General features: G+C 71.4%; 4 protein-coding genes. All 4 read left to right on the forward strand.

Annotation, left to right across the window (positions count from 1 at the left end; genetic code table 11):
• On the forward strand, positions 1-372 hold a 372-nt coding region (locus ACYVIP_RS45180; RefSeq protein ID WP_460407473.1), incomplete at its 5' end, for a type VII secretion target.
• 327 nt (positions 373-699) lie between these two features.
• Positions 700-1,935 (forward strand): MFS transporter, encoded by a 1,236-nt coding sequence (locus ACYVIP_RS45185; RefSeq protein ID WP_460407475.1) that lies wholly within the window; start codon positions 700-702, stop codon positions 1,933-1,935.
• A gap of 463 nt (positions 1,936-2,398) precedes the next feature.
• Positions 2,399-3,643 (forward strand): GGDEF domain-containing protein, encoded by a 1,245-nt coding sequence (locus ACYVIP_RS45190; RefSeq protein WP_460407476.1) that lies wholly within the window; start codon positions 2,399-2,401, stop codon positions 3,641-3,643.
• A 98-nt stretch (positions 3,644-3,741) separates the two neighbouring features.
• A complete protein-coding gene (locus ACYVIP_RS45195) occupies positions 3,742-5,967 on the forward strand; it encodes a phospholipase A2 (RefSeq protein ID WP_460407478.1) in 2,226 nt (741 codons plus the stop codon).
• Positions 5,968-6,276: the final 309 nt, after the last annotated feature.

Below are 6,276 nucleotides of genomic sequence, written 5' to 3' on the forward strand. Positions count from 1 at the left end.
GCGGCCGCGGCCGGGCGGCCCCGGCCCGCGCGCACCGACGGCCGGCGCGGCCGGGACGGGTTCCAGGTCGACCCGGACGCCCTGGCGGACTACGCCAGGCGAACCAGGGCCGTCGCCGACGAGTTGGCCGCGCTGCGGGCGGGCGGGCTGCGGGCGGTGGCCAAGGCCGACGAGAGCTTCGGCCGGATCGGCCGGGAGACCGGGTTCGCCGCCGCGCTGGACCGGTACGGCACGGCGTTACGCCATCAGGTGCATGGCCTTGGTCGTAATGCCGACACCCTTGCCTCCTCGGTGGCCAACACGGCGCGAACCTACCGCGACCAGGAGTCAGCTGTGACGCACGATCTGTTGCGCCTGCTGGGCGACAAGTAGGGTCGGCGCGACCGGACGCGCCCGGGACACCCCGCCGGTTCTCCGGCCGCGATACCCACTCTAAGCTGCGTTGATACCAGTGAGATTGCGCCAAAAGGAGGACTATTGGCATCTGGGAACACCTCCAGACCAACCGTCCATGCCCACGGTTCTCGCAGGTGCCGGTACTCTGAGCTACGTGATGATGACGGATGAGCATCATCACGATGGCGATCAGGACGTTGACAAGGATCCGCGCGTGACGAACGCGGGGAGTCGACGTAACTCGGGGGCATCCCCGGGTTCGGGGTGGGATCTGCCGACGAGAGGTCGACACGGGGGTTGACGTTGAGCCAACGGACGCCGGGTTTCTCCGCCGTGCTGGCGGTCCGGGAGTTCCGTGCGCTCTGGTTCGCGGAAGCACAGTCGATCTTCGGCGACCAGCTCGCCAAGGTCGCGCTGACCATCCTGGTCTACGAACGCACCGACTCCGCGCTGCTGGCCGCCCTGGTCTACGCGCTCACGTTCCTCTCCGCCCTGGCCGGCGGCCTCGGCCTGTCCCAACTCGCCGACCGCTACCCGCGCCGCCAGCTGATGGTCGTGTGCACCGCCGGGCAGGCGCTGCTGGTCGGCCTGATGGCGATCCCCGGCATGCCGATCCCGGTGCTGTGCGCGCTGGTGTTCGGCGTCGGCCTGGTCCAGTCGCCTGCCGCGGCCGCGCAGAACGCCGTGACCAGGGAGATCTTCACCGACGACGTGCTGTACCTGCGCAGCCAGGACCTGCGGGGGATCACCACCAACACGCTCATGCTGCTCGGCCTCGCCGGCGGCGGGGTGCTCGTGGTCGGCGTCGGCGCCAGCTGGGCGCTGGCGATCAACGCGGTCACGTTCCTGGTCAGCACGGTCATCGTGCACCTGTGCATCCAGAACCGGCAGGCGGCGGGCGGCAGCGACAACGGCTGGTTCGGCGCGGCCCGCTACGTCTTCGGCACCGGCAGGCTGCGCACGCTGATCACGCTGTCCTGGCTGGTCGGGCTGGTCGTGATCCCGGAAGGCCTGGTCGCACCACTGGCCGCCGAACTCGGCGCGTCGTCGGCGACCATCGGCCTGATGCTCGCCGCCGACCCACTCGGCTTCGTGGTCGGCGCGTTCGTCCTCAGCCGCTACGTCGCCGCACACCACCGAGTGCGGGTGATGGGCGTGCTCGCGACGGCGTCGTCGGCCACGCTCATCCTGTTCGCGCTCGACCCGAGCGTCGGGCTGGTGATCGGTCTGCTGGCGCTGTCCGGCGCGTTCGGCGCGTACCAGATCACGGTCAGCGCGACGTTCACGTCCCTGGTGCCCAACGAGATCCGCGGCGGCGCGTTCGGCGTCATCCGAACGGGGCTTCGGGTCTCGCAGGGAGTAGGCGTGGCCATCGGCGGTGCGGTTGCCGAAGGCATCGGCTCGTCGACCACCACGATCGCACTGGCCGGCGCACTGGGCGTGGCCATCGCGATCCCGGCGACGTTCGCGTGGGCGCGGCACAACCGGCCGGCGCAGCAACCGGGGCTCACCCCGAACCTGAACACCTCGACGTCATGACGACAACGTGACCCGCGTGCCGGGCAGGACAGCCGAGACGGCAGGCACGCGAGATCACAGATCGCGGTCCCTCATCGGGTTCACCTCCATGGAGATGTCAGCAAGTCGATCTCGACCCAGCGGCTGGACATTATGGCAGCCATCCCGGCCACGTACAGACCACAGTCCGAAATCACCCGCCTTCCGCGGCATCGGGTCTTCGGGAACTCGACCGCGAACGCCGAGTCCTGGCCGGCAGCTCCTTCGGGGCACACTGTCGGGTACCACGGATGGAAGGATGCTTGTCCATGAACCCCGCTGCTCCCGAACTGCCCTGGCAGGCGTCACGTCATCCGACTGACCCAGCCTCGGTGGCGGATCGCGTCGGGGGGAGAAACGCACGGCTGACCGGGGCGCGATACCGATGTCACCTACAAGTGTGAACGATCAGCGCCGATCGCGACACTCCGGCGGCACATTTTTCGTGCGTTTGCGGCAGTGGACGCTCTGGCAGCAGCGGCCGCGCGTCATCGGCTACGTGATGGTCTGCGAGCTGCTCGCGACCGCGGCCATAGTGCTGACCACCGTCACCGCCTCGATCCCGGTGCAGGAGGACTGGTTCCGGTTCGCCGCGCTGGCCCTGTGCGCGTCGGTCCACCTCCAGCTGTCCCGGCGGCAGGAGGAACGGCGCCGCTCGCGCAAGCCGACGGTGCAGATCGACCTCGTCGGCATCTGGTCGTTCGCCGCCGTGGTCGTGCTGCCCATCCACCTCGCGCTGCTGAGCATCGTGCTCAGCCGCACCCAGCGCTGGGTGGTCGCCAGGCGCCCGCTGTTCCGGTTCACCTTCTCCACGTCGAGCGTGCTGCTCGCCGCGGTGGCCGCGCACGAGGTCGTGGCCGCGTTCGGGCCGCACTCGTGGTCCCGGTCGCCGGTGCTCGACTCGTTCACCGAGTTCGGCGTCCTGCTGCTGGCCGGGTTGGTGTACTTCTCCGCGCAGGCGGCGATCATCGGGGTCGGCGCGGTGCTGCTGAGCACGTCGCGGCCGACGACCAGGACGGTACTGGGCACCAAGGACGACAACGAGCTCGAGGCGCTGACCATCGCACTCGGCGCGGTGGCGGCGATCCTGCTGGTCAACATGCCGGCCGCGCTGGCGATCATCGTGGTGGTCAGCGTCATCGGCAACCGGATCGCGGAGATCAGCCAGCTGCAGGAGGACGTGCGCACCGATCCCAAGACCGGTCTGCTCAACATCCGGGGCTGGCGCGAGGGGGCCGAACGCGCGCTGTCACGGGTGGAACGGGCCAACGGCTCGGCGGCGGTGCTGATGGTCGACCTCGACCACTTCAAGTCGATCAACGACACCTGGGGACACCCGGCAGGCGACGACATGCTGGAGTACGTCTCGCACGCGCTGCGCGGCGCGACCAGGCCCAGCGACATCATCGGCCGGTTCGGCGGCGAGGAGTTCGTGGTGTTCCTGCCCGACGCCACCGCCGACGAGGCGAAGCTGGCCGGTGAGCGCATCCGCCGGATGATCTCCGAGCTGCACGTGCCGACCACCGACAAGCGCGGCGGCCCGGTGGCCATCACCAACCGCACCACCTCGATCGGCGTGGCCATCTACCCCGACCACGCCACCACCCTCGGTGACCTGCTGCAGTTCGCCGACGCGGCGGTGTACGAGGCCAAGGAGAACGGCCGCGACCAGGTCCGCGTCGCCTCCTAGACGTGACCGATCAGTGGCCGATCATGGCCTGATTTGCCCGTTCCCGCCACGCCAAACCGGTAATCTGCCCGCATGGGGACGCGCGTACCCGGCGGCCGATGATCGGGGGGCTGGTCGAGGGCCCGGAGCTGGGAGGCGAACGGGTCCAGTCCGGCATGCCGAGGTTGCGCTGGCTGGTGCTCATGCTGTTGGCCGCGGCCGCGTTCGCGGTGATCGCCTCCCGGCCGTCCCCGCACGCCGTCGCCGAGCCGACCGGGGACGTCGCCAAGGTCGAGCAGGCCATCGAGGCACAGCTCGCGCCCGGCAGTGGCCGGGACCCGATCGCGTTGCTGCCAGCGGACTTCACCGAGGTCAGCGGCCGCGAGCCGGTGCACATGGAGGCCCCGGACGGCACCGAGCGCGCGGTGCACCCCGGCGGCGGCTGCTCGTCGCCGTGGGGCGACACCCGCTGGGACTACAGCGTGGGCTGCAAGGCCCACGACCTCGGCTACGACATGCTGCGCTACGCCGAGGCCAAGGGCCAGCCGCTGTCGGGCGACCTGCGGGAACGCCTCGACGACCGGCTGTCCATGGACATGCACGCCCAGTGCGAGCTCAACCCGCGCGGCACGCCCGCCTCCTGCGACGCGGTCGCCTCGATGTACACCGTCGGCCTGGTGGTCAACTCCTGGCACCAGAGCTGGGGCCCGCCGGAGAACGAGCCGGTCGGCCCGTGGTCGGTGGCGATGGTGGTGATCACGCTGCTGATCGTGGCGCGCGCGCCCGCCGTGGTGCGCCGCGGTCCGCGCCGGCACCGGCCCCGCCGCGCGCTCGCCCCGCCGGCGCTCGACCCGGCCGAACACGCGCGCGCCGACTATCTGCGGCTGCTGCGGGTGCTCGCGCTGACCGGGATCGTGCTGGCCGAGTCGCTGCTGGCGTTCACCATGCGCGGAGACGCCGAGCCGGGCTGGGTGTGGCCCCTGACCTGGCTGTTCCAGCTGGTGCCGCTGTTCTTCCTTGCCGGTGGGCAGGCCACGCTGCTGGCCTGGCGCAGCACCCGCGCGGCCGGCGCTGGCTACGGCACGTACCTGGTCAACCGGATCGGCTGGCTGATCCGCCCGGTGCTGGCGTTCGTGATCGCCTGGCTGGTCATCCCGCTGTCCCTGGAGCTGCTCGAGGCGCCGGACGACTCGATCACCGCGTTCAGCAGGCTGATCGTGCAGCCGCTGTGGCTGCTCGGGCTGTACCTGGTGGTGGTCGCGGTGACGCCGGTGACCCGGTGGCTGCACGAGCGGCTGCCGGTGAGCACCCCGTTGGTCCTGCTGGCCGGCGTGGTCGGGCTGAGCTTTGTCGGCGGCTCGGTGGCCGCGCACGCCGGCGGGGTCCTGGTGGCGCTGCTGTTCGCCCAGCTCGCGTTCCACTACACCGACGGCGCGTTGTGGCGGGTGCCGCGCTGGCTGCTGGTGGCCGGCGCGCTGCTGGCCTTCGCCGGGCTGGTGGTGCTGACCGTGTTCGGCGCGCAGCCAAGGCTGCAGCTGGCCGAGCCGACGGGCTACGCGGCGTTCGCGCCGTCGCTGGCCGGGGTGTTGCTGATCGGGATCGTGCAGCTGTGCCTGGTGACGCTGCCGCGCGAGCCGGGACTACGGGCGGTGACCACCAGCTGGGTCGCGCGCGCCGTCGCGGTCATCCGGGCCGCGCCGATGACCGTCTACCTGCTGTACCTGTGCGCGATGCTGGTGCTCGAGGGCCTGGTCGGGGTGGCCGGCGGCGCCGAACTGCCCGGCAGCGGCGTCGAGTGGCTGACCCAGCCGCGCACCATGTTCGCGATCGGGTTGGTCGCGCTGCCCACCCTGGTCACGTTCCTGTGGTTCGAGCGCCGGCTGGAACGTGCTGACCCGGCCGCGCCCGCGCCGGCCGACCTGGCCGACGACCTGACCGACACCGAGCCGCGCCGGACCTGGCCGGAGACCGTGGCCGCCGGGCTGGGCCTGGTCTACGGGGTGCTCGGCGTGCTGGGGTTCGCGGTGACCGGGCTGTCCGGGTGGACGCAGACCTCGACGCTGCTCGGGCTGCCGATCGACCCGATGGCCAACCTCATCCACCTGCTGCTCGGCTGGTACCTGGTGCACTGCGTGCACCTGCAGACCGCGGCCAGGCCGGGGCCGTGGGTGGTCGGCGCCATCGCGTGCGTGCCGCCGATGCTCACGACGATCAGCGGGGTCGGCACCGCGGTGCACGGGGCAACCATGGTCGCCGCGCTCGGCATGGCCCTCGCGTGCGCCCAACCGGTGCGGGCGAGACCGCCGGGCGCCCGGACCGTGCCGGCCGGCGGCACGAGTCGCTGATTGTGCGCGCCGGATCGGTCACGCTGAGCGATCTGTGCCACGCTACGAACAACCTCGGTCGCGCCCGACACGTCAACGCTGTGACAGTCGATGCTTGTGCTGGGAGCACTCGGGGAAGCCCAGGTAGTCGCTGCGGGAGGAGTCAGGGGTGAACTATCGGCGGGAGGGCCGTGGGGCACCGGGACACGGTCGCCCGGATTCGGCCCGCGCCAACGGACGAGTGCCGCCACCGGCGAACGCGGGCCGCGTGGTCGGCGGCCGGCGCCCGGTACGCACCGCCGACGCCCGCTGGGAACCCCGGCCGGCGCC

The organism is Actinophytocola sediminis, assembly GCF_054779715.1.